Origin of the sequence: Streptomyces sp. NPDC000134, assembly GCF_042899225.1 — a bacterium.
Lineage (GTDB): Bacteria > Actinomycetota > Actinomycetes > Streptomycetales > Streptomycetaceae > Streptomyces.
Map to the genome: position 1 here is coordinate 144,244 of NZ_JBIAZN010000007.1, position 26,641 is coordinate 170,884.

Here is a 26,641-nt window from a genome sequence, read left to right on the forward strand (position 1 = left end):
AGGTCGATGACCAGGCGTCGCACCAGGGGTTCGGGCATCATGGGCTCTTTGTACCGCACACCCCCGCCGCCCACCAAGAGGGCGTCCCACTTCCTGGACCCGCCGCGGCGCGGTGGGTCAGACGGCCGGCCGCCAGCCCAGCGCGGGGCCGAGCAGGCCGGCGATGTCGGTGAGGATCTGCTCGTAGTCCTCCTCGTCGAAGGTGAACGGCAGCGCGAAGGCCACCTCGTCCACCTCCCGGAACGCCGCGTGGGCGGCGAGGCGTTCGGCGATCTGTTCGGCGGGGCCGACGAGGTCGGGGGCGAACAGCATCCGGGCCGGGCCCTGCGGCTGCCGGGTGCGCGGCAGCCGCCCGGCCGCGTACGCCTCGTACCTGGCCCGCTGGGCGGCACCGGCGGAGTCGGTGGGGACGACCACCAGCCCCTGCGACACCCGGGCGGCGTCGCCGTCGGGGTGGGCCGCCCGGAAGGCCCGGATGTGGGAGAGCTGGACGGCGGCGAAGTCCTCGGACTCCTCGGCCTTGACGACGCTGCTGGTGAGCAGGTTCATGGCGTTCTCCCCGGCCCAGCGGGCCGAGCGCAGGCTGCCGCCGCCGTACCACATGCGGGCGCGCAGGCCGGGGGAGTGCGGCTGCACCCGGTCGGAGTAGGTCTCGATGCCCTCCGTGCCGCGGAAGTCCGTCACCGGCTCGCCGGATATGTGGTCCAGCAGCCGCCGTACCCGCTCGTACCCGAACTCCTCCGTGCCGGCGGTGTCCGGGTACAGGGCGTCCTTGACCCGCTCGTAGTGCATGGGCGGGCCGGTGCTCACGCCGGGGTTGAGGCGTCCGCCGGACAGCACGTCGACCGTCGCCAGGTCCTCCGCGAGCCGCAGCGGGTTCTCCCAGCCCAGCGGGGTGACCGCGGTGCCCAGCTCGATGCGGCGGGTGCGCTGGGTGGCGGCCGCGAGGACCGCCACCGGCGAGGCGATGCCGTACTGGAGGTGGCGGTGGCGCACCCACGCGGTGTCGTAACCGAGCCGTTCTCCCACCTCCAGCAGTCGCAGGGTCGACTCGTGCCCCCGGCCGGGGTCCCCCGCGTCGAACAGTCCGATCGTGAGGAACCCCAGCTTCTTCAGCGGTCTGCCACCCATGACCATCCGAATCCCACCCTCCGCTTCTCGGGACGTCATGGTCATTGTCACCGAGCGGGGGGCGGGACGGCCGGTCGGAAGGGGTGGGGGAGCGGTCGGGGCGTGGATGTTCATGAGACCGCAACACCCGGTCCCACCATCCGGGAGCGGCCGGTCAGTCCAGCGGCCGGACCCGGATGTCGCGGAACCGGACCGTGCTGCCGTGGTCCTGGAGCCGGATCGCCCCGGCGGCCGGGGTCTCCGGTCGTCCGGCGGCGGTGGGGCCGTCGAGGGCCACGTCGTCGTGGACCTTCTTGCCGTTCCACACCACCGTCACCCGGGCGTCGGCGGTCTTGCGCCCGGTGTCGTCGAAGCGGGCCGCCCGGAAGACGATGTCGTACGTCTGCCAGGTCCCCGGCGCGGTGGCCGCGTTGAGGTCGGGTGCCTTCTTCTGGTAGAGCGCCCCGGCCTCGTCGGTGGCCGGTGAGGTGTCACCGTAGGAGTCGAGGATCTGCAGTTCGTAGCGGTCCTGGAGGTAGATGCCGCTGTTGCCGCGGTCCTGCCCGGTCACCTCCGGCGGCAGCAGCGGGACGCGGAACTCCACGTGCAGCGCGAAGTCCTGGTACGCCTCCTTGGTGCGCAGGTCGCCGCAGCACACCTCCATCGACTTCTCCGCGGCGAGCGGCCAGGCCGCGGCCCGCCCGTCGGTGTGCTGCCACCGCGCCTGCGAGGCGGCGGTGCCGTCGAAGAGGGCGACGGGGGAGCCGTGCGGGCGCACGGTGATCAGGTCGAGGTTCACGTGCCCGGTGTCCCCGGGGTCGTACCGGTAGGAGAGGGAATGGTGCCCGGCCCGCAGGCGCAGCCGCTCGGTCCGGGTGGACCAGGTGTCCCAGTCGCCGGTGGAGGGCAGCGAGGTCTGCCGCACCTTCTTGCCGTCGGCGTACAGGGAGAAGGACTTGGTGCCCTGGAAGGGGTTCGGGCCGTTGGAGTACCGCAGGCTGACGTCGTAGTCGCCGGTCTTCGGGACCGTCACGTCGAAGGTGGTGGCGGCCTTGCCCTCGGTGGCGTAGCGGTCGACGAAGCCGCTGCCGGAGTAGCCGGTGTGGTCGGTGTTGATCCCGGCCGTGCCGGTCAGGGCGGCCTCCTCGGCCTCGTACAGGGTCGCGGGGGCGGGCTGCTTCCCGGGCATCTCGTTGAGCGTGTACCAGGCTTCGGTGCTCCACAGCGACTCGCCGGACGCCGAGGTGAAGGGGCGCGGCGAGCGCACGTGCACCACCCGGTCCGGCTTCAGGCCGTCGAACAGCAGCCGGACGGTGCGGCCGTCCTTCGACAGGGACGCCGAGCGCACGGAGAGCTGTTCCTCGGCGATCTTCGGGCCGCCGTAGTCGGCGGTCGGGGTGTAGCGCCACTGCTCGGCCCGGTACCGCTCGGCCAACTGCGCCGCGGTCTCCTCTGACACCGGCTGGGTGTACGTCAGGTCGAAGCCGCCCGGTACCGCGCGCATCGACTCGATGTCGAAGGTGTTGCCGCCGTTGGGCGTCAGTTTCTGCAGCCCGTACTTGAGCTTGCCCTCCTGGCCCCAGTTGCCGTCGGCTCCCAGGCCGCCGGTGTAGATCGCCCCGTCGGGGCCGAGGACGGTCCGGTTGACGCCGGCCTCCAGGCCCTGGGTGTAGCGGAAGACGGCGCCCTGGTACTGGCCCTTCACCTTCTCCAGGTAGGCGCGCTGGAGGCCGCCGTAGGTGACGTCGCCGATCAGCATCTGGCCCGCGTACCGGCCCTTCGTCAGATACAGCGGGGTGGAGGGCGAGTTGCCGATCTCGTTCTGCGGCAGCCACAGCACCGGCCGGGTGACCGGCTGGTCGTCGAAGGGCCCGGCGGGTTCGGTGTAGTGGTTGAAGAAGCGGTCCCGTTCGATCTGCACGAGCTTCGAAGCGGGCAGCCAGCCGCCCTGGTTGTCGGTGGCGAACAGGCCGCCGCCGGGCCCCCAGCCGAGGCCGTTGGGCGTGCGCAGCCCGCCCGCGACGGGGCTGATCTTCCCGGTCTTCTTGCTCACCTTGTACGTGACCCCGCGGTTCGGCGCGGGCTGCGGGACGCTGGTGGCGCCGCCGTAGTCGATGGCGACGGAGAGGTTCACGTAGAAGTGGCCGTCGCGGTAGAGCAGGCCGAACGCGAACTCGTGGAAGTTGCCGCCGTACGGCCAGGTGGCCACCGTGCGGTACTCGTCGGTGACCTCGTCGCCGTCGTCGTCGACGAGCCGGGTCAGCTCGTGTTTCTGCGAGACGTACAGGGCGCCGTCGACGTACTTGATGCCCATCGGCTCACGCAGTCCGCTCGCCACCTTCTTGACGGTGACCTCGTCCCGGCTGGTCTTCCCCGTCACGTTGTCCAGCAGGTACACCTCCCCGGCGGTCTGCTGGCTGCCGCCCCAGGTGCTGATGGCGAGGCGCCCGTCGGGCAGCCAGTCCATGCCGCTGACCTGCGGCTCGAAGCCCTCGGGGCGCAGGTCGGTGAGGGTCAGGTCGGGGCGTACGGAGGTCAGGGGCAGGCCGTCGCCGGGGGTGTCGCCGCCGGCCTCGCACTCCTTGCGGCCCGGCGCGGTCACGCGGACCACACCGGCGTCGGTGGTCAGTGCCTCGCGGGGGACGACGGTGAAGTCGGCGGCGCCCGGCGGACGCCAGGACAACCGGAGTTCCTGCCCGCCGTCGCGTTCGAAGTGGTCGATGCGCAGCGGGTGCGCCCCGGCGGTGAGGTGGACCGTGCCGTCCTTCGGTTCGGCGCCGTGCAGGCCGTCGTGGTCGACGACCGTGCTGCCGTCGAGGGTGAGCCGGGAGCCGTCGTCGCTGGTGAGCCGGAAGACGTAGGTGCCGTCGGTGGGGGCGAGGAGGTAACCGGTCACCTCCGTCACGAAGTCGTCCGCGAAGCCGCCGAAGTCGGCCTCTGTGGACCAGTCGACCGTCGGCATCAGCTTGTCGTGGTTGGGGGTCTGGCCGGGCTTGAGGGTGCACAGCTTGCTCAGCGGGGTCTGCACGTCGAACACGCGCAGGGTGACGCCGGGCTCCTGGGGCGGGACGTCCGAGGGCGCGGCGGGGGCGGCCGGGGCGGCGGAGAGGCCGGCGGCGAGGATGCCCGAGGTCAGCAGAAGGACGACCCGTCTGCGCAGGCGTGGCAGCGGACGGTGGCGTTGGCGCATTGGTCCTCCGTGGGGGTGGGGACCGGACCGTGCCGGAAATCGCTCCGGTCATGAGCGGAATGGCTGCAGTTCCGCCGTCAAGGTAGGAGACTTCTGCTTGACATGTCCATACTTTGTCATCGCCGTGTTGAAAGTCCGGCGTCGCCGCTACCGCCCCGTCGGTGCGTCCGTCCCGCTCTCGACCCCCTCGACCGTGATGCCCAGCCGGCCGGCCACGGCGGTCAGGGCCGCCCCCAGGGGCAGCGCGATCCGGGTGACGGCGTGCCGGTCGCCCCGGGTCGGGTCCCGGTTGACGATCAGTACCGGCTTGTCGGCCTCGGCGGCCTGCCGGACGAACCGCAGCCCGGACATCACCGTCAGCGAGGACCCCAGGACCAGCAGCGAGGCCGCCGCGCGGACCAGGTCGCGGCAGCGCTCGACCCGCGCCGGCGGTACGTTCTCGCCGAAGAACACCACGTCCGGTTTGAGGATGCCACCGCACAGCGCGCAGTCCACCACCCGGAAGTCCCCGACCTGCTCGTCGCCGAGGTCGGCGTCACCGTCCGGGTTGATCCCGGCGGCCACCGGCGCGAACCCCGGGTTGGCCGCCGCCAGCTTCCGGGCCAGTTCCCGGCGCGGGCTCAGGGCGCCGCAGGACAGGCAGACGACGCGGTCCAGGCTGCCGTGCAGCTCCACGACCCCCGCGCTGCCGGCGGCCTGGTGCAGTCCGTCGACGTTCTGGGTGATCACCCCCGTGAGCAGGCCGTGCCGTTCGAACGCGGCCACGGCCCGGTGCCCGGTGTTGGGCAGGGCCCGGCCGAAGGTGCGCCAGCCGAGGTGGCTGCGCGCCCAGTACCGGCGCCGCGCCTGGGCGCTGCCGGTGAAGTCCTGGTAGGTCATCGGGGTGTGCCGGCTCAGGCTGCCGCCCTCGCCCCGGTAGTCGGGGATGCCGGACTCGGTGGAGATGCCGGCTCCGCTGAGCACCAGCACCCCGCCGGTGCGCAGCGCGTCGGCGACCGGCTCCAGGTCGGTGGTGCCCGGCGGCAGGTCGTCGGTGGGGGTCCAGCTCAGAGTGGGGCGCATCCGCATGCGGCCAGGGTACGGAATCCGGACGGACCGGCGCCGGGGTCAGGGGGCGACCGTCGCCGCGGGGGGAGTCCAGCGCCGGGTGGGGGGCACGCTGGAGGACACCCCGAACTCCTTCCTCAGCCGCTCGGGGACGGCGTAGTGCATCACCCGGCCGCGGGTGAGCGAGGACAGCTCCAGGACCGTGGTGAGGTGGCCGAGCCGGTCCAGGGCCCAGGCACCCAGCGGTGAACGGTCCTCGATCGTCTCCAGCACGCCGAGCAGGTGCGGGACGACCCGGGCCACGCCGTCCCACGCCGTGCGGGGCACCTCCAGCCAGTCGGCGCAGGTGTCGCCGACCAGGTGGCGGATCAGGGCGGAGACGACCGGGTCGAAGAAGGTGCCGGGCACGACCTCCTCGTACAGCTCGATGAGCTGCCGGGTCAGACGGACACCCTCCTCGGAGGGGCCCATGTGCCGGATCATGTACAGGTCGAGGAACTCGCGCGCCTCCTGGAGCGTCTTCGGTACGGCGTCCTGGTCGACGCCGAGGAGCGCGCCGACCACGCGCCAGGCGTAGAAGTACGCCTCGGCGCCCTCCGTGGACATGTGGACGCCGAGCCGGTGCAGGCTGTCCAGGACCAGCAGCGAGAAGAACATCTGCCCGCCGATCAGGTCCTCCTGGCAGATCGGCGTCCCGAGCGCCTCGGTGTCCCAGTGGCCCTCGCGCTTGAGGTGGTGGCGGATGGAGGCGTGCAGCAGGCGCACCTTCTGCGCGGCGGGGAGGAAGCGGCTGCCCGCCTCGAAGGCGTCCGGCTGCATCAGGTACACGGTGAACTGACCGGTCTCGGCCATCCGCTTGGACGGATAGTCCAGGCCGTGCGTGGTGGACAGCAGCTTCGCCACCCGCGGCACGACGTAGCAGGCGGGCATGGAGGCGAAGGACAGCGCGGTGGAGATGTGCACGTTGTTGTCGAGGAAGAACAGCCGGGCCCGTTCCATCTGCTCCCAGTCCACCCAGTCCGGCGGGGCGGCGGTGGCCCGCAGGTACTCGCGGGCGACGTCGGGCAGTCCCTCGGGCAGCGGTGAGCCGGCGGTGGAGACATGGCGCATCAGCGTGTTGAACCGGCCCACCTCCCCCCGCTCGAACAGCGTGGCCACCACGGCGTCGGCGAGTTCGTCGCCGTCGTGCCGCAGCGCGTCCAGGTCGGTCTCGGTGTAGGTCATGACAGCGGCCCTTCTCGGCGGCCCGCGCGGACCCGGCCGGGGCCGGACGCGGGGCGGGTCAGTGGAGGCGGTCGGTGGCGGAGCGGGCGAGGGCGGTCAGGGCCCGGCGCGCCGGATGGGGCAGGACGGCTCCGTCCAGACGGCCGAGGGCCTCCCGGACGCGCGTGTCGATCATTTCCTCGATCTGCTGCGGCGCCTTCACCTCGGTCATCAGCTCGCGTACGTCCCTGAGGTGCTCGTCGGTGAGGTCGCGGCGGCCCAGCAGCCCGGCGAGGCGCTCGCGCTGGGCGGGCCCGGCCGCCTGCCAGGTCCTGGCCAGCAGGGCGGTCGGCCGGCGGCCGCGGAGGTCGTCCAGTCCGGCCTTGCCCGTGCGTCCGGGCTCGCCGAACAGGCCCAGCAGGTCGTCGCGGAGCTGGAACGCCTCGCCCAGCGGCAGCCCGTACCCGGACAGCGCCTCCCGCAGCCTCGGGGCGGCGCCGGCCAGCAGCGCGCCGATGAGCAGGGGCTGCTCCACGGTGTACTTGGCGGTCTTGTAGCGGATCACCTTCACCGACAGATCCGGGTCGGGGTCGGCGCCCGTGCTGAGGATCTCCAGGCACTCGCCCGCGATCAGGTCCCGCGCCAGCTCCGCCCACACCGGCCGGGCCCTGGCCAGATAGGCGGCGGGCAGCCCGCAGCCCGCGAACATCTGGCCGGCCAGCGCCATCAGGTGGTCCCCGACCAGCATGGCCAGCGACCGGCCGGCGGCCCGCGCCCGGGGCCGGCCGGCGACCGCGGCGCGCAGGGCGACGTGCGCGGTGGGCAGGTGGTGGCGGAGCGGGCTGTCGTCGATCAGGTCGTCGTGCACGACGGCCGCGGCGTGCACCAGCTCCATGGCGGCGGCGGCCCGCACCAGGGGGTCGCTGTCGGGCTGCCCCGCCGCCCGCCACCCCCAGTAGCAGAAGGCCGCCCGCAGCCGCTTGCCGTACCGGGCCGCCGCCCGCAGTTGCCCGGCGACCGGCGCCAGCGCCTCGTCGATGGCCAGCAGGTGCCCGGCCTCCTCCGCCAGGAACCCGGCCAGCAGGGTGTCGACGCGGTCCTTGAACGCGGCGGCGTCCCAGCTCTCAGACATCGCCGCGGGGTGCCGCCCGCCGGGCGACGGCGTGCCGGGCCAGCACCTCCAGATGGGCGGGCGGCGGGGCGGCACGGTCCAGCGCGATCCGGCCCCGGGCCATCAGGTCCCGCCCCGCCTCCCGGGCGAGTTCCGGTCCGTCGGAGCGGCGCAGCAGCCCCCGCAGCGTGCCCACGGCGGAGCCGACGGTGCTCAGCGCGAGATCCGTCAGCCCCGCCACGAGCTGCCCGGCCTGCCCGGCCGGGTCACGGTCACCGGACGGCGTCGATGTCATCCCCATCCCCATCCCCATCCCCTTCGTCCCCCTGGATCGTCGGTCGGGTGCGGCGGGCCCCGCCGCACCGGGCCGCCGGTCACAGCATGGCCCCGCGGTCAGCGCCCGCGGCCCGCATTACCCCCATCGAGTGACAAGCGGAAGCCGTGTCCGAATCTCCTGTTCGGGGTAGTACCGGCAGAGGAAGAGAACCGGCCGGAGCCGGACACCCGGACCCCCGCGTCGACGCCAGGAGAGAGCCCAGTGAAGGAGCCGGACGTGGACTGGTACCCCCTGCGGCTGACCACGCCCGTCAAGCAGCACGTCTTCGGCGGCCGGGCCATCGCCGACCGCCTGGGCCGCTCCGGGCTCCCCGAGGGACGTATCGCCGAGACCTGGGAGGTCAGCGACGTCGACGGGGACGGCGCGGCGGTACGCGAGGGCCCGCTGGCCGGCACCCCGCTGCGGAAGCTGACCCTGGACCACCCCGACGACCTGGTCGGACGCAACTGGCGGGGGCCCCGCTTCCCGCTGCTCACCAAGTTCATCGACGCGGCCTCACCGCTGCCGGTCCACCTGCACGCCGACGACACCGCCGCCCGCGCCCAGGGCGAACCCAACGGCAAGACCGAGGCGTGGCACATCCTCGACGCCCGGCCCGGCGCCACCGCCCTGGTGGGCGTGCGCCCCGGCGTACGACGCGAGCGCCTGCGCCGCGCGCTGCTCGAACAGGACTACGACGCCGTCCTGCGCCGACTGCCGGTACGCGCCGGACAGACCCTGTACGTCCCGGCCGGCACCCTGCACAGCTTCGGTCCGGGCACCCTCGTCCACGAGATCGAGCAGACCTCCGACCTCCAGGAACACGCCATGCCGCACCGCATGGAGGACGGCGCCGCCCTGGACGACGACCAGTGGCACGCCAACATCGACGCGCTGCTGGAGCAGTGGAAGCCCGAGCCGCGCCCGCAGTTCGTGCCGGGCCTGAGGCTGCCGGTCCACGAGGACGCCCAGCGGGTGATCCTCTGCGCCGGCCCCTATTTCGCCCTGGAACGGTGGCAGGTGGCGGCCGGCGCCGTGCTGGAGCACCCGTTCAGCACCGCCCTGCTGGTGAGCAACGCGGGGGCGCCCGCCGCCCTCACCTGCGGCCCGCACCCGGTGACCCTGGGCCGCGCGGAGACCCTGCTGCTCCCCGCCGCGCTCGGCGGCGTACGACTGCGCGGCCCGGCCGACGTCCTGGTGGGCTACCTCCCCGACCTCGACCAGGACGTCCGCCGCCCCCTAGCGGCGGCCGGATACGGCGCGGACGCCATCGCCGCGCTCGGCGAGGGCCTCACGCCGCCAGGGACACCCGGTCCCACACCCAGCACAGGCTGACCAGCACGCTGGGCACCGCCGGCGCGGGCAGCGCCCGGCGGCGCCCGGGGACCCGGCGCAGCAGTGCCACCTACGCGATGCGGGCCCTGCGACGGGCCCTCAGCGCCCGCGGTGTCCTCGGCTGAACCTCCCGGCCGGCCCGCGCCGGCCGCTCAGGGCGCGGTGCGCGCGGTGGCCGGAGCGCTCACGGCGGTGGAGCGCCGGCCCCGGCGCAGCAGCGGCGCCTCGATGACGGCGTACGAGAGCAGGGCGAGGACGGTGGTCAGTACCACCGTGGCGGAGAGCCGTCCGTCCTCCACCCCGAGGGAGGCCAGCAGGCGGACGACCGGGTAGTGCCAGAGATACATGCCGTAGCTGAGGTTCCGGCCCGCCCAGGCCAGCGGTGCCAGCGACAGCAGACGCGACAGGCGGGTGTCCGGGCGCAGTTCGAGTCCGGCCACGAAGGTGGCGGACACCGCCGCGACCGCCAGGAACCCGACGGTGTACCAGAGGGCGGTCCAGGCCCCCAGGTCGGCGGTGACCGGCACCTGCCAGGCGGTCAGCAGCAGCAGGGCGAGGGCCGGCCAGGCCAGCTTGCCGGCCCGGTCGCGCAGCGTGTCCAGTCGGGGGTCGCCGGCGCGCAGCCGGGCCAGCACGACGGCCACCAGGGCACCGGCCAGCAACTGGTCGGCGCGGGTGTCCGTGCCGTTGTACAGGCGGTGTGCCGCGTCGGGGGTCCACAGCAGGTACCGCCACAGCACCGGCAGCGCGCACAGCGCCGCCGTGCACACCAGCACCGTACGCGCCCGGAACCGCCGCAGCAGGAACAGCAGGACCGGCGGCCAGAGCAGATAGAACTGCTCCTCCACGCCGAGCGACCAACTGTGCGCCAGCGGCGCGGTCAGGTCGGAGTACGGTCCGGACTCCCCGGCCCGTACGACGTTCACCACGAACAGCGCGGCGAGACCCGCGGCCGCCCAGGCGCCGTCGAAGGCCCACAGCGAGGTGGTGAGGGACAGCGCCGCGCACACCGCGCAGACCGCCAGCAGCGCGGGGACCAGGCGCAGCCAGCGCCGCCGGTAGAAGCCGCGCAGGCCGATGCCGCCGGTGCGCGCGTACTCGGCGAGCAGCAGCCGGGTGATGACGAAGCCGCTGATGGTGAAGAAGACGTCCACCGCGACCGAGCCGCCCGGCAGGAGGTCCGGCCGTACGTGGTAGACGAGGACCAGTGCCACCGCCAGGGTGCGCAGTCCGTCGAGGCCGCTCACCCGGCCCGCGCGGGCCGGCGCGGACGGGAAGCCCCGCCCGGACGACGGCCGTTCGCCGGCCGACACCGGCGCGCTCTGTGCCCTGCCCATGAGAGAACGCTTCCCACCCGCCGACTCCGCCGCTGGAAAGACTCCTGCTACCCGACTACCTGTAAGTCACACGTGTTTGTCCGGGTGTACGGGTGCCGCAGTCGTGGCACCCGGCACCTCCGCACGTTTCTTCTACAGTGATGTAGATTTCATGATCCGGGCCCGTGTCACGGGCCGTCCGCACACGGCGAAGAGGAGTACGCAGTGGGAGTCTCGCTGTCCAAGGGTGGCAACGTCTCGCTCAGCAAGGAGGCCCCGGGTCTGACCGCGGTCCTGGTCGGCCTGGGCTGGGACGTGCGCACCACCACCGGCACCGACTACGACCTCGACGCCTCCGCGCTGCTGCTGGACGCCTCCGGCAAGGTGCTGTCCGACCAGCACTTCGTCTTCTACAACAACCTCCGCAGCCCCGACGGTTCGGTGGAGCACACCGGCGACAACCTCACCGGCGAGGGCGAGGGCGACGACGAGGCCGTCAAGGTCGACCTCGCCGCCGTGCCCGCCGAGGTCGAGCGCATCGCCTTCCCGGTCTCCATCCACGACGCGGAGAGCCGCGGGCAGAGCTTCGGCCAGGTCCGCAACGCCTTCATCCGCGTGGTCAATCAGGCCGGCGGTGCCGAGATCGCCCGCTACGACCTGAGCGAGGACGCCTCCACCGAGACCGCCATGGTCTTCGGCGAGCTGTACCGGCACGGCACCGAGTGGAAGTTCCGCGCGGTGGGCCAGGGTTACGCCTCCGGCCTGGCCGGCATCGCCGCCGACTTCGGCGTCGACGTCTGACTGCACCGCACCGCACCACCCCGCCGGGCCCGCCGCCGCACACGGGCCCGGCGTCCGCGTCCCCCGCGACCGCCACCGGCCCGGCGCGGCGGTTCCGTTGTGGCGCCGGGACCATGGCCGTAGAGTCCGGGCATGTCCCTACGTGATCGTCTGCGTCAAGCCCTCCCCGAAGCGATGCGCGCCCGCGACAAGGCCGCGGTGAGCGCTCTGCGCTCCGCCCTGGCCGCGCTGGACAACGCGGAGGCGGCGCCCGTGACCGAGGCGGACCTGCGGGGTGTGGCCCTGGAGCAGTCGCCGGTCGGCGCCGGTGCCACCGAGGCCGCGCGGCAGGAGCTGAGCGAGCGCGCGATGGCGGACATCGTACGGGCCGAGGTCACCGAACGCCTGGCCGCCGCCGCCGGTCCGGCCGCCCCCGCCCACGCCGAACGGGCCGCGCGACTGCGGGCGGAGGCCGCCGTCCTGCTCCGCTTCCTCGACGGCCACGACACCCCGGACACCCCTCAGGCGGGCATCACCGGCTGACCCCCCGTCCCGGCACCGCCGCCAGCAGCTCCCGGGTGTAGGGATGGGCCGGGGCGTCGAACAGGGTGTCGGCCGCCGCCTCTTCGACGACCCGGCCCGCGCGCAGCACGAGCACGCGGTGGGCGAGCCGGCGCACGACGGCCATGTCGTGCGAGACGAAGAGGTACGCCACCCCGGTGTCGGCCTGTAGTTCCACCAGCAGCCGCAGGATCTGCGCCTGTACGGAGACGTCGAGGGCCGAGACCGGCTCGTCGCAGACGACCAGGTCGGGGGAGAGGGCCAGCGCGCGGGCGATCGCGACGCGCTGCCGCTGGCCGCCGGAGAGTTCGGCGGGCCTGCGGTCCCGTACCGACGCGGGCAGCGCGACCCGGTCCAGCAGCGCGGCGACCCGGGCCGCGCGGCCCGCCCGGTCGGCGACCCGGAAGGAGCGCAGCGGCTCGGCGACGATGTCACCCACGGTCAGCCGCGGGTCCAGCGAGCTGTACGGGTTCTGGTACACCAGTTGGGCGCGGCGGCGCAGCGCGCGCAGCCGGGTGCCCCGGGCGTCGGTGAGGTCCTCGCCGTCGAAGACGATCCGGCCGGCCGTCGGCGCGGTCAGACGCAGGACGAGGCGCGCCGTCGTCGACTTCCCGGAGCCCGACTCGCCGACCAGGGCCACCGTCTCGCCGCGGCGCACGGTGACGGAGACGTCGTCGACCGCGCGCAGGGTGCGGGGGCCGCCGGCGGTGCGGGGGAGGGGGAACTCCTTGGTGAGGTGCTCGGCCCGCAGCAGCGGGGGGCCGGCGGGAGCGGGGACCGGCGGGGCGATCGGGGTGGCGTCCAGGCGGGGCACGCTGTGCAGGAGCCGCCGGGTGTACGGGACGACGGGGGTGGTCAGGACCCGGGCGGTCGGGCCCTGTTCGACGATCTCGCCGTCGGACATCACGGCGATCCGGTCCGCCCGGTCGGCGGCGACCCCCAGGTCGTGGGTGACGAGCAGGATCGCGGTTCCGGACTCGCGGGCGAGCCGCTGGAGGTGGTCCAGGACGGCCTTCTGCACGGTGACGTCCAGGGCGCTGGTCGGCTCGTCGGCGATCACCAGTCGCGGCTCACCGGCCAACGCGACGGCGATCAGGGCCCGTTGGCGCATACCGCCGGACAGCTCGTGCGGATAGCGGCGGGCCTGGGTGGCCGGGTCGGGCAGTCCGGCGCGGGCGAGGAGTTCCAGCGCCCGCTGCGCCGCCGTACGCCGGTCGGCGAGGCGGTGGACGCGCAGCGCCTCGGCGACCTGCGGGCCGACGCGCTGCACGGGGTTGAGGGACACGGCCGGGTCCTGGGGGACCAGGCCGATCCGGGCGCCGCGTACGGCCCGCAGCTCCTTCTCGGACAGCGCGGCCAGGTCCTGTCCCGCGAACAGGATCTGCCCGGCGTCGACGCGGCCGCCGGGTGGCAGCAGGCCGGTGATGGCGTGCGCGGTGGTGCTCTTGCCGGACCCGGACTCGCCCACCAGGGCGACGATCTCGCCCGGTGCCACATCGAGGTCGACACCGTGCACGGCCCGGACCGGGCCGCCCCGGGTGGCGTAGGAGACGCGCAGTCCGCGCACGGACAGCAGGGGGGTGGGGGTGGGGGCGGGGGTCATCGCCGGCCCGCCCCCTCGCCGTCGAGCGCGCGGGAGACCCGGTGCACCGCGAGGACCAGGACCGCCACGGTCAGGCCCGCGAGGGTCGACACCCACCAGGCGTCGGCCAGGTAGTCACGGCCGCCCGCGATCAGCGTGCCCCACTCGGGGGCGGGCGGCGGCGCGCCGAAGCCGAGGAAGCTCAGCGAGGACACCGCCAGCACGGCCGTGCCCAGATCGAGGGTGGCCAGGACGAGCACGGGGCCCAGCGCGTTCGGCAGCACATGCCGGCCGAGGACCGCGTACCAGCGGGCGCCGGACAACCGGGCGGCCTCCACGTACGCGGTGTGGCGAATCCGCAGCACCTCGGCCCGCATGACGCGGGCGAACCCGGCGACACCGGCGACGCCCACCGCGAGCGCCACCTGCACCGTGCCCCGGCCCAGTGCCGTGACCACGGCCAGCGACAGAAACAGCCCGGGGACGGCGAGGAGCACGTCGACGAACCGCATCAGCGCGGTCTCCACCCAGCCCCCGGCGAACCCCGCCACCAGCCCGAGCCCGCTGCCCACCAGGAAGGCGACGGCCACGGCGATCACGGTGGCCTTCAGGGAGAGCGCGGCGCCGTGCACCACCCGCGCGTACAGGTCCCGGCCGAGTTCGTCGGTGCCGAACCAGTGCCGCGCGCCGGGCGGCTGGAGGATCTCGGCGGCCGTGCCCCGCAGCGGGTCGCGGTCGGTGAACAGTCCGGGCCAGAACGCCGCCAGCAGCACGGTGGCCAGGAAGAGCATTGCGAGCACGAGCCCGGGGCGGCGCAGCAGGAAGCGCAGCGGGCGCCGGCCGTCGCGCCGGGCCGGGGCGCGTCCGGCGGGGTCCTCGGGGCGTCGCAGGCCCGCCCCGGCCGCGGGGTCGGTGGTCAGTGCCTCGGTCACGCGGGGCTCCTTCGGGCGGAGGTGACGATACGGCGGTCGAGCAGCGGGTACGCCAGGTCGACCAGGAGGTTGATGAGGACGAACACCAGCGCGCCGAACACCACCACGCCCTGCACCACCGGGATGTCCTGCACGGTCACCGCGTCCGTGGTGATCCGCCCGAGGCCGTTGCGGGAGAAGACGTTCTCCACCACCACGGCGTTGGCGGTCAGTTGGCCCGCCAGGACGCCGACCACGGTGAGCGCGGGCAGCGAGGCGTTGCGCAGCGCGTGCCGGAACCACACCCGGGCCGGGCCCGCCCCCTTGGCCCGCGCGGTCTGCACGTACGGCTCGTCGAGCACGTCCAGCAGACTCCTGGAGAGCACCTGCGCGACCAGCACCGCGGCCGGCACCGCCAGCGTCACCGCGGGCAGCACCAGCCCGGCCGCCGTGTCGTTGCCGAACGCCGGGAAGAGCGGCACCCGGAACGAGAGCAACTGGATCAGCATCAGGCCGACCCAGAACGCCGGCAGGGAGATGCCGACCGAGGGCAGCGACAGCAGCAGGTTGCGCAGCCTGCGGCGCCGGGTGGCGGTCGCCGCCAGGGCCAGCGCGCCGCCCCCCAGGACCGCCAGCGGCAGGGCGGTCCCCGCCAGTTGCAGGGTCGGGGGCAGGGCGTCGGCGAGGGTGTCGGCGACCGGCCGGCCGGTGGCGACCGAGGTGCCGAAGTCGCCGCGCAGCGCGTCCCCGAGCGAGGTCGCGTACCGCACGAGCAGGGGGCGGTCGAAGCCGTACTCGGTGCGCAGTTCGGCCAGTCGCTCGGGGGTGACCTGGGTGGAGTTCAGCCCGGCCCCGGCCATCGCCGCGACCGGGTCGCCCGGCAGGAGGTCGAGCAGCAGGAAGGCCAGGGTGTACGCCGCCCAGAGCACCCCGGCCGCCTGCGCGAGCCGCCACAGCACGTAGCGTCGCATGTCGTCACTCACTCACTCTCGTAGCGGAGCGCTCAGCGCTTCCAGGTGTCGTGCAGCCGTATCCCGCCCGACGCGCCGGGGGTCAGGTCGTGGACCTGCCGCGAGACACCGATCAGCGCCTCCTGGTCGACGATCGGCACCACGTACGCCTGGCGGACCACCAGTCGCTGGGCGCGGGCGACCAGCCTGTCCCGCTCGGCGGTGTCGGTGGTGGCCGCCTGCCGGTCCAGGAGGGCGTCGAGTTCGCCGCCGGGCAGCCGGTAGGAGTTGACCTGGTGGGTGGAGTACAGGGTGCGCAGCGCGTCGGGGTCGGCGCGGGTCAGGTCGCCGCCCCACAGGGCGTCGTAGTCCCCGGTCTTGATGGTCCCCGGGAACTGGGTGACCTGGAGCTGCTTGATCACCAGCTCGATGCCGACGTCCTTGAGCTGCTGCTGGACGAGTTCGAGCGCCGAACCGTAGGCACCGGCGTTGCTGAAGGACACCACGGTCAGGCTCAGTCTCCGGCCGTCCTTGCGGCGGATGCCGTCGCTCCCCTCGGTCCAGCCCGCCTCGGTGAGCAGGGCCGCGGCCCGGCCGGGGTCGTGCGCCAGGTCGCCGGACAGGTCGGTGTAGCCGGGGGTGGTGCGGGACAGGACGCTGGTCGCGGGCCGGGTGCCGGTCGGGAAGACCGCCTCGGCGATCTCCGCCCGGTCGACCGCGGCCTGCGCCGCCTGCCGCACCCGGGCGTCCCGGGTGAGCGGACGCCCGTTGTTGAAGCCCAGGTTGAACACCACGCCGGGGTTGGCGCGCCGCACCACCCGGGCGTTGCCGCGGCGCAGCACCCCCTCGTCCTGCCGGCGCACCCCGCCGATCGCGTCGACCTGCCCGGAGCCGAGACTGCCGGCCCGTACGCCGGACTCGGCGACCACGGTGAACTTCACCGCGTCGAGGTAGGCCGCGCCCTTCTTCTTCCAGGCGGCGGAGCCCCAGGAGTACCCGGCGCGCCGCTTCAGCGTGAGGGACTGGTTCTGCCGGTACCCGGAGACGGTGAAGGGCCCCGAGCCGTGCACGCCGTCGGCGCACCGCCGCTCGGGGGACCTGGCCACGTCGGCCGGGGAGACCAGGCCCAGGCCCGGGGTGGAAGTGGCCTGGAGGAACTGGGCGTTGGGCCGGTCGAAGGTGACCTCGGCGGTCAGCTCGTCGACGACGCGGGTGCCGCGGTAGCCGTCGAGGTAGCCCTGCGCGAGGATCGCCAGGCCGCCCAGGTCGGGGATGGCGTCGAAGTTCTTCTTCACCGCCGCGGCGTCCACGGGCGCGCCGTCGCTGAAGGTCGCCCCCGGGCGCAGGTGGAAGGTGAAGGTCCGGGCGTCGTCGCCGACCTCCCAACTGCGGGCCAGCCAGGGCACGACACGGCCGGTGGCGGGGTCCTGGTCGGTGAGCGAGTCGACGGTCTGGCGCAGCGCGTAGAGGGTGTCGCTGCTGCCGACCTGCTGCGGGTCGAGGCACCCGGCGTCGGTGGCGACGGCGAAGGACAGCGTGCCGCCGGACACGGGCGGGCCGCCGTCCGCGTCCGAACCGCCGGAGGCGGCGCCCCCGCAGGCGCTCGACGTGGCGACGAGGGCGAGCATCAGGGCGAGCGACGAAGCCGAGCGGTAGTGGCTCGGACGATCCTGCTTCACGGGTGGTGTCTCCTGCGGACGTGTGCGAAAGCCGGGAAGGGCGGGGCGGAGGCACGCGGCGACGGTCACCGGGGGCCGGGTGGGGGAGCGGGCCGCCGGGGCGGACCGTGGAGCCGGCGCGCCCAGGGAGCGCGGCCGCGGGCCGCGGGACGGATCAGGCGGCGCGGCTGACGGCGGGACACCCCGCGCTGTTCACGCGCCGCAGATCGATGTGGCGGCGCGACGACAACAAGGTGCGCGCCGGGGCGGGCACGGCGTCGAACACGGTACGGCGAACGGGGAAAGGCGCGCTGCGCATGGCTGCTTTCCTTCCCCCGTGAACGGCCCGGCCGTGATGAAACCCGATAACGGGCGTACCGTAACCAGGTGCGGCCGGAACCGTCAATGGCCTGTTTCAGTGGGTGGGAATTTCCGTGGCATCATGAGCGGAAAGCCGAGCAGTGCCCCGGAAAGGAACGACATGGCCTTGCCCAACGACGATCTCCTGACCACCATCCAGGCGGAACGAGAGATCTACCGCACCTTCTACAAGTTCTTCCGGGTGGTGGACACGGGGCGGTACGAGGAACTCGTGGACTGCTTCACCAAGGACGCGCTCATCGAGTACGACGTCATGCCGGGGCCCACCCAGCGCTTCCACGGGCGGGACGAGTTCACCGCCTTCATGTCCGCCGGCCGGTCCTTCCGGCGGGAGCCCACGGTCGCCCACGTCCTGGGCCAGACCCTGATCGAGTGGACCGACGGCCGCCCTCACGTGCAGGCTTACGCCACGGTTTGGCACTGGAGCGCCACCCGCACGCCCGACGGACGGCACCGTCCGGCGGACTGGACCGTGGTGGGCCTGGTCGAGGACGACTTCGAGCAGGAGGACGGCCGCTGGCTGATCAGCCGCCGCCACGTGGCGCCGGTCGCGGGCCTGGTCGCGGCGGGCAGGGGCCCGGCGTGACCGCCCCCGCCCCGGGACGCCTCCCGTTCTCTCACGCGCAGAGGGTGTATTCGGACGCTCGAACACCGGTTATTCGGATACATGGGTGACACTTATTCGGAGGGGCAGGTGGCGGATGTTCGGAGACATCGGTGACGGTTATTCGAGGACATCGGTGACATTCGTTCGGATGCTTCGGTGACATCTTCCCCGAACGGACGTCCTTTCTCCGCCAAGTGCGGAGGACGGGCGTCCGTTTTTCTTTCTCCTGTGGCAACGTTCACGTTTTGCCGGAAGGATGCCCGGTCAGTGGCCCGGCAATCGACCGCGACCGCCGGAAGTCGAACAGTTATTTGACACGCCAGCAATGTTCAGCGTGTACCGTCGGTCCGGTTCTGCCGAGAGCGTGTCCCGTCCATGCCGTTCCCACCCGTGCCCGCCAGGGGCCCCCGGACGACGATGTCCGGAAGAGAGCCCGGCGCGGCGATCACGAGCCGCTGACGCCCGTCCGCCGACCGCACCTTCTGAGAACCGCCCACGCACCACGGCCATGGACCGGACACGCCCCGGCGGGCACACCACGCCGAGCCGAGGGGGAAACGATGACCGAGACGGCACTTACGACCGGCCGGCCGGGGAGCGGCAGGGGACCCTTCCGGGAGGGCTCCCCCGTCTACATCCCCGGACGCCTCGACACCGAGGAACCGGTGCCACCGGATGAAGTCTGCCTCTCCCTGCACAGCCTCGAACTGGCGAACCTCGGAGTGCGCCGCGCCCTCGTCCACGAACAGGTGCGCACCGTCCTCGGCACCCCCGACAAGCGCGGCCACCCGTACTGCATGTGGCTGGCCGTCCTGACCCTGCTCTACACCGGAGACCTCGTCCACGCCCACTCCGAGGTCCGCCAACTGGCCACGGACCCGCGCTGGCTGGGCTCCCCGGGGCACCAGGACCTGCTGACCCTGATGCGGGCCCGGATCAGCCTGCTGGCCGGCGACGGCGTCAAGTCGGCCGCGCTGCTCGGTGACGCGCTCGCCCGGGGCCTGCCCACCGCCCTGACCGGCCTGGCCGCCGCCTGGCTGGTGGAGTCCCACGTCCTCGCCGGTGACCCGGAGGCCGCCCACCGGGTGCTCCTCGCCCACGACCTGGCGGGCCGGCTCGACCCCGCACTGCCCGACGCCGCCCACGTCCTGGCCGCCCGGGGAGCACTGCACATGGCGACGGGACGGTTCCAGCACGCGCTGGACGACCTGATCGCCTGCGGGCGGGTACTGACCGCGCAGAACGTGGCCAACCCCGCCGTCGTACCGTGGCGGTCACGGGCCGCCTTCGCCGCCCTCGCCACCCGCCGCCGCGACCTGGCGCTCGCCCTCGCCGCCGACGACCTGACCGCCGCCCGGACCTGGGGCGCGCCGCGCGGCATCGGCCTCGCCCTGCACGCCGTGGCCGTCATCGGCCGGGACGAGTGCGCGGTGGCGCTCCTGGAGGAGGCGGTCGAACTCCTCGACCTCGCGCACGCCCGCGCCGAACTCGTGCACGCCCTGCACGACCTGGCCGAGCTGCAGACCGAACGCGGCGACCCCACCGCGGCGCGGGCCAGGCTGGAAACGGCGTACGCGGTCGCCCGGGAGAGCCGCAACGGGCTGTGGCCACCCCGCCTGGAGGCCGCGCTGAACCAGCGCGACCACCCCGAACTGACCGGCCAGGAACTTCGCATCAGCGAACTGGCCCGTGCCGGCTACAGCAACCGGCAGATCGCGGAAACCCTCTTCCTGGCCGTACGCACGGTCGAGTTCCACCTGTCGAGCGTGTACCGGAAACTCGGTGTCTCCGGCCGCCGCGGCCTGCAATCCGCGCTGGGTCCGCCACCGTCCTGACCGCCGTTCCACGACGCGCCGTCCTCCTTTCCGGAGGGCGGCGCGTTCGCGTTTCCCGCAGGCGTTCGCGTTTCCCGCAGGACGGCACCGCAGCGGACCCTGTGGTCCGACCGTAGATTCCACCGGCAACCCTTGAATCCGGAACATGCCAGGTGCGAAGGTCGATGACATCAGGCCACGCACGAACCCCTGACGGAAAGGGTTTCCCCGCCCATGCCCGAGCAGACGGAACTCGCGGATCTCGTGAAATCGCTCGCCGAACGCGTACGAGAACTCGAAGACGTACGGGAACTGAACCGACTGCGCGCCGAATTGCCGCGCCGCATCAACAACGGGCAGTGGGACCGGGTCGGAGAACTCTTCTCCCGCACCGCGCACCTCGACTACGCGCACCTCGGCCAGGCCGCCGGACGGCCCGCGATCACCGAGTACTTCGCCGCCCTGCCCGGCCGCATCCAGCAGGACAAGCCGGGCTCGGCCCTGCTCGTCAAGCAGTTCGTGCACGGCCACGACGTGGAGGTCTCCGGCGACGGTGCCACCGGGGTGTCCTTCTTCGAGGAACGGGTCGTCTTCGACGACGAGAGCGCGATGGTGGCCGGCCGGTTCCACGACACCTACGTCCGCGAGGACGGCCGCTGGCTGTTCTCCCGTATCGAACTCGACCTGTACTGGGTCCTCCCGCACCACGAGGGACTCGTCCGCAAAGCGCCGTCGGTGAAAGGCTGAGGGACAATACCGTGCTGCAGAAGAACACGACCAAGCGCCTCGGATACTGGCTGCTGCATCTGCACCGCCTTTTCGACGAGGCGACCGGACGCGCCCTGGCCGGCGAGCAGCTCGACCGACGGCAATGGCAGGTGCTGCACGCCATCAGCATCGGCGTCGACGAAGTGGCCCGGATAGATTCCGCGTTCGCCCCCTTCCTCGCGGTGGACCGGGCCTCCTCCTATCAGCCGGTCATCGATGATTTCGTGAACCGGGGATGGGTGACCGTCAACGGGAAGAACGTGGTCCTCACCGAAGCCGGGAACGCGGCCCACGAACGCGCGGAGAAACTCGTCAACGCCCATGCCGCCCGCTCCCTCACCGGCATATCGCAGGAGGAGTTCCTCGCCGCCAACGACGTCCTGGCCCGCATCGCGGCGAATCTCGAAAGCGAATAGCGGGGAAGCGCCATGACCCCCACCCCAAGCCGCCACCGCCGGAGGCCCTGATGCCGCACCCCACCGCACCGACCCGCGACGAACTCGTCGCCGCCGCCGCCAAACTGGTGCCCCTGCTGCGCGCCCGGTCCCTGTGGATCGACGAGCACCGGCGGCTGCCGCAGGACGTCGTCACCGCCATCGAGGACTCCGGCCTGCTGCGCATGCAGATCCCCGCCCAGTACGGCGGGCACGAGTCCGACGCCCGGACCTTCGTGGACGTGCTCGCCGAGATAGCCAAGGGCAACAGCTCCGCCGCCTTCTGCCTCTCCGTGTACGCCACGCTCGGCTGGATGACCGCCCTGTGGCCCGACGAGGCGCTCGACGAGGTGTTCGCCGACCCGCACGTCCGGGTCAGCGGCACCACCGCGGCCACCGGCACCGCCCGCCGCACCCGGGGCGGCTACGTCCTCAACGGCACCTGGCGCTTCAACAGCGGTGTCCTGCACAGCCAGTGGAAGATCAGCGTGGCCCTCCCCGAGGACCCGGGCGACGGACCCCCCGTCCCCCTGTTCTGCCTCACCCCGGTCGCCGACCTGCGCATCGAGGACGACTGGCACACCATCGGCCTCCAGGGCTCCGGCAGCGTCACCACCGTCGCCGAGGACGTCTTCGTCCCCGAACACCGCGTGATCACCGGCGCCGACTTCTACCAGAACGTCTCCCGCTCACAGGTCAACGCCCGCAAACCGCACTACCGCGTCCCCGTCCTGGTCACCACCAACGCCATCCAGAGCGGCCAGTTCGTCGGCGCCGCCAAGTACGCCCTCGCCAGCTTCCTCGAACGGCTCCCCGGCCGCCCCCTCACCTACACCGACTACGCCTCCCAGCGCGAGGCACCCCTCACCCACCTCCAGGTCGGCGAGGCGGCGCTGCTCATCGAGGACGCCGAGGCCCGCGCCCACCGCTTCGCCGACCTCATCGCCGGCAAGGTCGCCCGCGGCGAGCCGTGGAGCACCGAGGAACGGGTCCGCGCCCGGGTGCAGATCGGCTGGATCGCCCGGCAGTCCAAGGCCGCCGTCGACATCCTCGCCGCCGCCAGCGGCGGCTCCTCCATCCACCGGGACGTGCCGGTCACCCGCATCCAGCGCGACCTGCACGCCGCCTCCCTGCACGCCATGATCACGCCCGGCGTCAACGTCGAGCTGTACGGCAGGTCCCTGACCGGCCTCGAACCCAACACGGCCTACCTGTGAACGAGCAGCGAGGGGAGACCCGTATGGACGCCTCCGTCATCGTCGTGGGCGCCGGACCCGCCGGACTGATGCTGGCCGGGGAACTGCGCCTGGCCGGCGTCGACGTCCTGGTGCTGGAACGCCTGCCGGAACGCACCGGCGAGTCCCGCGGCATCGGCTTCACCGTCCGCACCATGGAGGTCTTCGACCAGCGCGGCCTGCTGCCCCGCTTCGGCGACTTCGAGACCAGCACCGCCGGCCACTTCGGCGGACTGCCCCTGGACCTGACCGTCCTCGGCGCCGCGCACGGCGCCGCCCGCACCGTCCCGCAGTCCCGCACCGAGACCGTCCTGGAAGCCTGGGCCCGCGAACTGGGCGCCGACATCCGGCGCGGCCACCAGGTCACCGCCCTCACCGAGGACGCCCACGGGGTCAGCGTCGGAGTCGAGGGCAGCGCCACCGCGCTGCGGGCCCGGTACGTCGTCGGCTGCGACGGCGGCCGCAGCACCGTCCGCCGCCTGGCCGGCTTCGACTTCCCCGGCACCCCCGCCACCACCGAGCTGTACCTCGCCGACGTCCGCGGCGTCGACCTGCCGCCCAAGATGACCGCCGACCCCTCCGCGGGCGGCCTGGTCATGATCGCCCCGCTGCCCGGCGGCATCACCCGCATCATCGCCGGCGAACGCGGCACCCCGCCCGTCCGGCGCACCGGACCACCGGAGTTCAGCGAGGTCGCCGACGTCTTCAAACGGCTCACCGGAACCGACATCTCGGCCGCCGAACCCGTCTGGGTCAGCGCCTTCACCGACGCCGCCCGCCAGGTCACCCAGTACCGCCGCGGCCGGACCCTGATCGCGGGCGACGCCGCCCACGTCCACCTCCCGGCCGGCGGCCAGGGCATGAACACCTCCGTCCAGGACTCCGTCAACCTCGGCTGGAAACTGGCCGCCGTGGTCAAGGGCACCACCCCCGACAGCCTGCTCGACACCTACCACGGCGAACGCCACCCCGTCGGCCGCACCCTGCTGGCCAGCACCCGCGCGCAGAGCCTGCTCATCCTCGGCGGCGAAGACGTGACCCCGGTCCGCGAGATCCTCACCGAACTCCTCGGCCACACCGAGGTCGCCCGCCACCTCGCCGCCCGGGTCAGCGGCCTCGACATCCGCTACGACGTCGGCGGCGGCCCGCACCCCCTGCTCGGCGCCCGGCTGCCCCGGCTCGCCCTCGACCACGGCACCCGCCGCCGTACCAGCACCGAACTGCTGCGCACCGGCCGCGGCCTGCTGCTCGACCTCGCCGACAACCCCACCCTGCGCCGCCGCGCCCGGGACTGGACGGACCGCGTCGACATCGTCACCGCCACCCCGCGCGAGGTCCCCGACGACAGCCCCCTGCACCGCACCACGGCGGCCCTGGTACGGCCCGACGGCCACGTCGCCTGGGCCGCCCCCGGCAGCCACCACGACCTGCCGACGGCGCTGGAGCGCTGGTTCGGCCCGGCCCGCTGAGCCGGCCCCACAGGAAGCAGAAGGAGAACCATGCACAGCACCCTGATCGTCGCCCGGATGGCACCGGACTCGGCGGAGCACGTCGCCGGTCTCTTCGACGCCTTCGACCGCACCGAGATGCCCGGCCGGATGGGCACCCGGCGCCGGCAACTGTTCAGCTACCGCGGGCTCTACTTCCACCTCCAGGACTTCGACAGCGACGACGGCGCCGGCCGGATCGAGGAGGCCAAGACCGACCCGCGGTTCGTCGCCATCAGCGAGGACCTCAAGCCGTACATCGAGGCGTACGACCCGGCGACCTGGCGCTCGCCCGCGGACGCCATGGCCCGCCGCTTCTACGAGTGGAGCGCCCGATGAGCGCACCGTCCCTGCGGCGCGTGGTCATCACCGGCCTCGGCGTCACCGCCCCCGGCGGACCGGGCGCCAAGGCATTCTGGAACCTGCTCACCGACGGCCGCACCGCCACCCGGCGCATCTCCCTGTTCGACCCCGCGCCGTTCCGCTCGCAGGTGGCCGCCGAGGTCGACTTCGACCCCGTGCTCTCCGGGCTCTCCCCGCAGGAGGTCCGGCGGATGGACCGGGCCGCGCAGTTCGCCGTCGTCACCGCCCGCGAGGCCGTCGCCGACAGCGGACTGGCCTTCGAGACCGTCGACCCGCGCCGCACCGGCGTCACCATCGGCAGCGCGGTCGGCGCCACCATGGGCCTGGACCAGGAGTACCGCACCGTCTCCGACGGCGGCCGCCTCGAACTGGTCGACCACACCTACGCCGTACCGCACCTGTACCACTACATGGTGCCCAGCTCCTTCGCCACCGAGGTCGCCTGGGCGGTCGGCGCCGAGGGCCCGGCCACCGTCGTGTCCACCGGCTGCACCTCCGGCCTGGACGCCGTCGGCCACGCCGCCGACCTGGTCCGCGAGGGCACCGCCGACGTGATGGTCGCGGGCGCCACCGACGCCCCCATCTCGCCCATCACCGTCGCCTGCTTCGACGCCATCAAGGCCACGACCCCGCGCAACGACGACCCCGAGCACGCCTCCCGGCCGTTCGACGCCAGCCGCAACGGCTTCGTCCTCGGCGAGGGCTCCGCGGTGTTCGTCCTGGAGGAACTCGGGCACGCACGGGCCCGCGGCGCCCGGATCTACGCCGAGGTCGCCGGGTTCGCCACCCGCTCCAACGCCTTCCACATGACCGGGCTGCGCCCCGACGGCAAGGAGATGGCGGAGGCGATCCGGGTCGCCCTGGACGAGGCCCGGCTCAACCCCGAGGACATCGACTACGTCAACGCCCACGGCTCCGGCACCAAGCAGAACGACCGGCACGAGACCGCCGCGTTCAAGCGCAGCCTCGGCGAACACGCCTACCGCACCCCGGTCAGCTCCATCAAGTCGATGATCGGGCACTCGCTGGGGGCGATCGGCTCCATCGAGATCGCCGCCTCCGTGCTCGCCATCGCCAACGACGTCGTCCCGCCCACCGCCAACCTGCACACCCCCGACCCCGAGTGCGACCTGGACTACGTGCCGCTGACCGCCCGGGACCAGCTCACGGACGCCGTGCTGTCGGTGGGCAGCGGATTCGGCGGATTCCAGAGCGCCATCGTGCTCGCCGACCCCGAACGGAGGCCCCGATGACCCGGCGCACCCTGGTCACCGGCCTCGGCGTGACCGCGCCGACCGGCCTGGGCGTGGACGAGTACTGGGCGGCCACGCTCGCCGGACGCGGCGCGATCCGCCGGGTCACCCGCTTCGACCCCACGCCCTACCCGTCCCGCCTCGCCGGTGAGATCAGCGGTTTCGACGCCGCCGACCACCTGCCCGGCCGGCTGCTGCCGCAGACCGACCGCATGACCCGGCTGGCGCTGGTCGCCGCCGACTGGGCGTTCGCCGACGCCGGCCTGGTCCCCTCCGAACTGCCCGAGTACGACGTCGGTGTCATCACCGCCAGCCACTCCGGCGGCTTCGAGTTCGGCCAGAACGAACTGCGCGCCCTGTGGAGCAAGGGCGGCCAGCACGTCAGCGCCTACCAGTCGTTCGCCTGGTTCTACGCCGTCAACAGCGGCCAGATCTCCATCCGCGGCGGGCTGCGCGGACCGAGCAGCGTGGTCGTCAGCGACCAGGCGGGCGGCCTCGACGCCCTCGCCCAGGCCCGCCGGCAGATCCGCAAGGGCACTGCCGCGGTGATCGCCGGGGCGGTCGACGCCTCGATCTGCCCGTGGGGCTGGGTGGCCCAGTTGACCAGCGGCCGGCTCAGCACCGCCGACGACCCCGAGCGGGCCTACCTGCCCTTCGACGAACGCGCCGCCGGCCATGTCCCCGGCGAGGGCGGGGCCCTGCTGGTCCTGGAGGACGCCGAGCACGCCCGCGAGCGCGGCGCGCCCCGGGTCTACGGGGAGATCGTCGGGCACGCCTCCACCGTGGACCCGCGCCCCGGCAGCGACCGCGCCCCGACCCTCCAGCACGCCATCGAACTCGCCCTCGCCGACGCCGGAGCGGACGCCACCGACATCGACGTGGTCTTCGCGGACGCCGCCGCCGTCCCGGACCTCGACCGGGCCGAGGCCGAGGCCATCACCAAGGTGTTCGGCGTCCGGGGCGTGCCGGTGACCGCGCCGAAGACCACCACGGGCCGGCTCTACTCCGGCGCCGCCCCCCTCGACGTGGCCGCGGCGCTGCTGTCGATCCGCGACGCCGTGATCCCGCCGACCGCCAACTCCCTGCCCTCGCCCGCCTACGACATCGACCTGGTGACCGGCGCCCCCCGCCCGGCCCCGGTCCGCGCCGCCCTCGTCCTCGCCCGCGGCCACGGCGGCTTCAACTCCGCCCTCGTCGTGCGGGCCGCCGACACCCCCTGAAAGAAGGGC

At 73.4% G+C, this 26,641-nt stretch carries 23 protein-coding genes; 12 read left to right on the forward strand and 11 right to left on the reverse strand.

Going from position 1 to position 26,641, the window contains the following annotated elements:
• Positions 1–117 precede the first annotated feature (117 nt).
• The 6 genes from ACFY32_RS12810 to ACFY32_RS12835 all read right to left on the reverse strand — a co-directional run bounded on the left by ACFY32_RS12810 (position 118) and on the right by ACFY32_RS12835 (position 7,956).
• Entirely contained in the window at positions 118–1,137 is a 1,020-nt protein-coding gene (locus tag ACFY32_RS12810) for an LLM class flavin-dependent oxidoreductase (protein ID WP_390674142.1), read from the reverse strand.
• Positions 1,138–1,285: 148 nt separating this feature from the next.
• Entirely contained in the window at positions 1,286–4,300 is a 3,015-nt protein-coding gene (locus ACFY32_RS12815; protein ID WP_390674143.1) for a family 16 glycoside hydrolase, read from the reverse strand.
• 147 nt (positions 4,301–4,447) lie between these two features.
• Positions 4,448–5,368 (reverse strand): NAD-dependent protein deacetylase, encoded by a 921-nt coding sequence (locus ACFY32_RS12820; protein WP_390674144.1) that lies wholly within the window; start codon positions 5,366–5,368, stop codon positions 4,448–4,450.
• 39 nt (positions 5,369–5,407) lie between these two features.
• Positions 5,408–6,571: an oxygenase MpaB family protein gene (locus ACFY32_RS12825; protein ID WP_390674145.1), complete on the reverse strand. Its 1,164-nt coding sequence runs from the start codon at positions 6,569–6,571 to the stop codon at positions 5,408–5,410.
• 58 nt (positions 6,572–6,629) lie between these two features.
• Positions 6,630–7,682 carry a polyprenyl synthetase family protein gene (locus ACFY32_RS12830; protein WP_390674146.1) on the reverse strand — a complete coding sequence of 351 codons (1,053 nt, stop codon included), beginning with the start codon at positions 7,680–7,682 and terminating at the stop codon, positions 6,630–6,632.
• A complete protein-coding gene (locus tag ACFY32_RS12835) occupies positions 7,675–7,956 on the reverse strand; it encodes a polyprenyl synthetase (RefSeq protein ID WP_390674147.1) in 282 nt (93 codons plus the stop codon). Before ACFY32_RS12835 ends, ACFY32_RS12830 begins: the two co-directional genes overlap by 8 nt.
• A gap of 258 nt (positions 7,957–8,214) precedes the next feature.
• Between ACFY32_RS12835 and ACFY32_RS12840 the strand changes: the two genes are divergently transcribed.
• Positions 8,215–9,312, forward strand: coding sequence for a class I mannose-6-phosphate isomerase (locus ACFY32_RS12840; RefSeq protein ID WP_390674148.1), 1,098 nt, complete (start codon positions 8,215–8,217; stop codon positions 9,310–9,312).
• A 152-nt stretch (positions 9,313–9,464) separates the two neighbouring features.
• Here the strand turns inward: ACFY32_RS12840 and ACFY32_RS12845 are convergent, their stop codons facing one another.
• On the reverse strand, positions 9,465–10,649 hold the full coding sequence (locus ACFY32_RS12845; RefSeq protein ID WP_390674149.1) for an acyltransferase family protein: 1,185 nt from the start codon (positions 10,647–10,649) through the stop codon (positions 9,465–9,467).
• Between the two features lie 204 nt (positions 10,650–10,853).
• Here ACFY32_RS12845 and ACFY32_RS12850 point away from each other — a divergent pair, with 204 nt between their 5' ends.
• Together ACFY32_RS12850 and ACFY32_RS12855 are read left to right on the forward strand one after the other, a co-directional pair.
• Positions 10,854–11,429 (forward strand): TerD family protein, encoded by a 576-nt coding sequence (locus ACFY32_RS12850; RefSeq protein ID WP_390674150.1) that lies wholly within the window; start codon positions 10,854–10,856, stop codon positions 11,427–11,429.
• Between the two features lie 174 nt (positions 11,430–11,603).
• On the forward strand, positions 11,604–11,951 hold the full coding sequence (locus ACFY32_RS12855; RefSeq protein ID WP_390674258.1) for a hypothetical protein: 348 nt from the start codon (positions 11,604–11,606) through the stop codon (positions 11,949–11,951).
• Here the strand turns inward: ACFY32_RS12855 and ACFY32_RS12860 are convergent.
• Genes ACFY32_RS12860 through ACFY32_RS12875 form a run of 4 tightly spaced genes read right to left on the reverse strand, consistent with a single transcriptional unit; the run spans position 11,941 to position 17,091 of the window.
• On the reverse strand, positions 11,941–13,572 hold the full coding sequence (locus tag ACFY32_RS12860) for a dipeptide ABC transporter ATP-binding protein (RefSeq protein WP_390674151.1): 1,632 nt from the start codon (positions 13,570–13,572) through the stop codon (positions 11,941–11,943). The two genes, ACFY32_RS12855 and ACFY32_RS12860, sit on opposite strands and share 11 nt — an antisense overlap.
• Entirely contained in the window at positions 13,569–14,483 is a 915-nt protein-coding gene (locus ACFY32_RS12865; protein ID WP_390674152.1) for an ABC transporter permease, read from the reverse strand. The genes ACFY32_RS12860 and ACFY32_RS12865 overlap by 4 nt, the downstream gene beginning before the upstream one ends.
• The gene (locus ACFY32_RS12870; RefSeq protein WP_390674153.1) at positions 14,480–15,433 is read right to left on the reverse strand and encodes an ABC transporter permease; all 954 of its coding nucleotides are present in this window, start codon (positions 15,431–15,433) and stop codon (positions 14,480–14,482) included. The genes ACFY32_RS12865 and ACFY32_RS12870 overlap by 4 nt, the downstream gene beginning before the upstream one ends.
• Before the next feature lie 32 nt (positions 15,434–15,465).
• Entirely contained in the window at positions 15,466–17,091 is a 1,626-nt protein-coding gene (locus ACFY32_RS12875) for an ABC transporter substrate-binding protein (protein ID WP_390674154.1), read from the reverse strand.
• 460 nt (positions 17,092–17,551) lie between these two features.
• Between ACFY32_RS12875 and ACFY32_RS12880 the strand changes: the two genes are divergently transcribed.
• From ACFY32_RS12880 to ACFY32_RS12920, 9 genes are all read left to right on the forward strand, one after another.
• Positions 17,552–18,037, forward strand: a complete 486-nt coding sequence (locus tag ACFY32_RS12880) for a nuclear transport factor 2 family protein (protein WP_390674155.1) — start codon at positions 17,552–17,554, stop codon at positions 18,035–18,037.
• Positions 18,038–18,618: 581 nt separating this feature from the next.
• The gene (locus ACFY32_RS12885; RefSeq protein WP_390674156.1) at positions 18,619–19,893 is read left to right on the forward strand and encodes a LuxR C-terminal-related transcriptional regulator; all 1,275 of its coding nucleotides are present in this window, start codon (positions 18,619–18,621) and stop codon (positions 19,891–19,893) included.
• Positions 19,894–20,106: 213 nt separating this feature from the next.
• Positions 20,107–20,619 carry a nuclear transport factor 2 family protein gene (locus tag ACFY32_RS12890; RefSeq protein ID WP_390674157.1) on the forward strand — a complete coding sequence of 171 codons (513 nt, stop codon included), beginning with the start codon at positions 20,107–20,109 and terminating at the stop codon, positions 20,617–20,619.
• A gap of 11 nt (positions 20,620–20,630) precedes the next feature.
• Positions 20,631–21,056, forward strand: coding sequence for a MarR family winged helix-turn-helix transcriptional regulator (locus tag ACFY32_RS12895; protein ID WP_390674158.1), 426 nt, complete (start codon positions 20,631–20,633; stop codon positions 21,054–21,056).
• Between the two features lie 50 nt (positions 21,057–21,106).
• Positions 21,107–22,291, forward strand: coding sequence for an acyl-CoA dehydrogenase family protein (locus ACFY32_RS12900; RefSeq protein ID WP_390674159.1), 1,185 nt, complete (start codon positions 21,107–21,109; stop codon positions 22,289–22,291).
• A gap of 23 nt (positions 22,292–22,314) precedes the next feature.
• The gene (locus ACFY32_RS12905; protein ID WP_390674160.1) at positions 22,315–23,778 is read left to right on the forward strand and encodes an FAD-dependent monooxygenase; all 1,464 of its coding nucleotides are present in this window, start codon (positions 22,315–22,317) and stop codon (positions 23,776–23,778) included.
• Between the two features lie 30 nt (positions 23,779–23,808).
• Positions 23,809–24,135, forward strand: a complete 327-nt coding sequence (locus ACFY32_RS12910) for a TcmI family type II polyketide cyclase (protein WP_390674161.1) — start codon at positions 23,809–23,811, stop codon at positions 24,133–24,135.
• On the forward strand, positions 24,132–25,412 hold the full coding sequence (locus tag ACFY32_RS12915; protein WP_390674162.1) for a beta-ketoacyl-[acyl-carrier-protein] synthase family protein: 1,281 nt from the start codon (positions 24,132–24,134) through the stop codon (positions 25,410–25,412). Before ACFY32_RS12910 ends, ACFY32_RS12915 begins: the two co-directional genes overlap by 4 nt.
• On the forward strand, positions 25,409–26,632 hold the full coding sequence (locus ACFY32_RS12920; protein ID WP_390674163.1) for a ketosynthase chain-length factor: 1,224 nt from the start codon (positions 25,409–25,411) through the stop codon (positions 26,630–26,632). The genes ACFY32_RS12915 and ACFY32_RS12920 overlap by 4 nt, the downstream gene beginning before the upstream one ends.
• Positions 26,633–26,641 lie beyond the last annotated feature (9 nt).

Excerpts from the sequence above, each read along its gene's own strand:
- ACFY32_RS12845 (WP_390674149.1), bottom strand. The coding sequence starts at position 10,649 with ATGGGCAGGGCACAGAGCGCGCCGGTGTCGGCCGGCGAACGGCCGTCG.
- ACFY32_RS12820 (WP_390674144.1), bottom strand. The coding sequence starts at position 5,368 with ATGCGGATGCGCCCCACTCTGAGCTGGACCCCCACCGACGACCTGCCG.
- ACFY32_RS12900 (WP_390674159.1), top strand. The coding sequence starts at position 21,107 with ATGCCGCACCCCACCGCACCGACCCGCGACGAACTCGTCGCCGCCGCC.
- ACFY32_RS12885 (WP_390674156.1), top strand. The coding sequence starts at position 18,619 with ATGACCGAGACGGCACTTACGACCGGCCGGCCGGGGAGCGGCAGGGGA.
- ACFY32_RS12905 (WP_390674160.1), top strand. The coding sequence starts at position 22,315 with ATGGACGCCTCCGTCATCGTCGTGGGCGCCGGACCCGCCGGACTGATG.
- ACFY32_RS12880 (WP_390674155.1), top strand. The coding sequence starts at position 17,552 with ATGGCCTTGCCCAACGACGATCTCCTGACCACCATCCAGGCGGAACGA.
- ACFY32_RS12860 (WP_390674151.1), bottom strand. The coding sequence starts at position 13,572 with ATGACCCCCGCCCCCACCCCCACCCCCCTGCTGTCCGTGCGCGGACTG.
- ACFY32_RS12810 (WP_390674142.1), bottom strand. The coding sequence starts at position 1,137 with ATGGTCATGGGTGGCAGACCGCTGAAGAAGCTGGGGTTCCTCACGATC.
- ACFY32_RS12890 (WP_390674157.1), top strand. The coding sequence starts at position 20,107 with ATGCCCGAGCAGACGGAACTCGCGGATCTCGTGAAATCGCTCGCCGAA.
- ACFY32_RS12830 (WP_390674146.1), bottom strand. The coding sequence starts at position 7,682 with ATGTCTGAGAGCTGGGACGCCGCCGCGTTCAAGGACCGCGTCGACACC.
- ACFY32_RS12855 (WP_390674258.1), top strand. The coding sequence starts at position 11,604 with ATGCGCGCCCGCGACAAGGCCGCGGTGAGCGCTCTGCGCTCCGCCCTG.
- ACFY32_RS12825 (WP_390674145.1), bottom strand. The coding sequence starts at position 6,571 with ATGACCTACACCGAGACCGACCTGGACGCGCTGCGGCACGACGGCGAC.
- ACFY32_RS12835 (WP_390674147.1), bottom strand. The coding sequence starts at position 7,956 with ATGACATCGACGCCGTCCGGTGACCGTGACCCGGCCGGGCAGGCCGGG.
- ACFY32_RS12920 (WP_390674163.1), top strand. The coding sequence starts at position 25,409 with ATGACCCGGCGCACCCTGGTCACCGGCCTCGGCGTGACCGCGCCGACC.
- ACFY32_RS12815 (WP_390674143.1), bottom strand. The coding sequence starts at position 4,300 with ATGCGCCAACGCCACCGTCCGCTGCCACGCCTGCGCAGACGGGTCGTC.
- ACFY32_RS12910 (WP_390674161.1), top strand. The coding sequence starts at position 23,809 with ATGCACAGCACCCTGATCGTCGCCCGGATGGCACCGGACTCGGCGGAG.
- ACFY32_RS12915 (WP_390674162.1), top strand. The coding sequence starts at position 24,132 with ATGAGCGCACCGTCCCTGCGGCGCGTGGTCATCACCGGCCTCGGCGTC.
- ACFY32_RS12870 (WP_390674153.1), bottom strand. The coding sequence starts at position 15,433 with ATGCGACGCTACGTGCTGTGGCGGCTCGCGCAGGCGGCCGGGGTGCTC.